Source organism: Lentzea kristufekii (genome assembly GCF_033949925.1).
Lineage (GTDB): Bacteria > Actinomycetota > Actinomycetes > Mycobacteriales > Pseudonocardiaceae > Lentzea > Lentzea kristufekii.
This window is the reverse complement of sequence record NZ_JAXAVV010000091.1, coordinates 1-612: the sequence shown is the minus strand read 5'-3', so window position 1 is coordinate 612 and position 612 is coordinate 1. Positions and strand designations below refer to the sequence as shown.

The 612-nt window shown below is 71.6% G+C and carries 1 protein-coding gene and 1 pseudogene; one reads left to right on the top strand and one right to left on the bottom strand.

What is annotated here, in order from left to right; genetic code table 11:
- On the top strand, positions 1 to 430 hold a 430-nt coding region (locus tag SK571_RS46205; protein ID WP_319990439.1), incomplete at its 5' end, for an MFS transporter.
- Here SK571_RS46205 and SK571_RS46200 read toward each other — a convergent pair.
- Positions 420 to 612 (bottom strand): annotated as a pseudogene (locus SK571_RS46200) (class I SAM-dependent methyltransferase); the annotation flags it as partial. The gene SK571_RS46205 and the pseudogene SK571_RS46200 sit on opposite strands and share 11 nt — an antisense overlap.

Here is a 612-nt window from a genome sequence, read left to right as displayed (position 1 = left end):
CCACGTGGCCGGGATGTTCCTGCCGTCACCGCTCAGCGGCTGGCTCGTGGACCGGATCGGCAGGCTCCCCGTGATCGCCGCCTCCGGCGTCACCCTCCTCGCGGCCGGCCTGGTCGCCGGGTTCGCACCGGCCGAGTCGACTCCGTTGCTCACGCTCGCGCTCGGGCTGCTCGGGCTGGGCTGGAACCTCGGGCTGGTCAGCGGTACCGCGCTCATCACCGACGCCGTACCGCTCGAAACCCGCACCACCGTGCAGGGCCGCATCGACATGGCCATCGCCGTAGCCGGCGCGACCGGTGGCATGGCCTCCGGCTTCGTCGTCGCGAGCACCAGCTACCCCGCCTTGTCGTTCGCGGGCGGCATCATCGCGCTCGCTCTCGTGCCACTGGTCGCCGTGCGGCCCCGCGTCAAGCAGCGGCTCAGGCCTTGACCGCGGCCACCCGCTCGACCATGCCGAGCTTGAGCCGCTCCTGCCGCTGCACCACGAACCCGGCCTGCTCCACCAACGGCAACGGCCGCCGGGTCTGGTAGTCGCCGCACATCCGCACACTCAGCTTCTCCAGCAGCGACTGCACGAAGTGGACGACACGGTGCTGGCTGCCCACGTGGTCA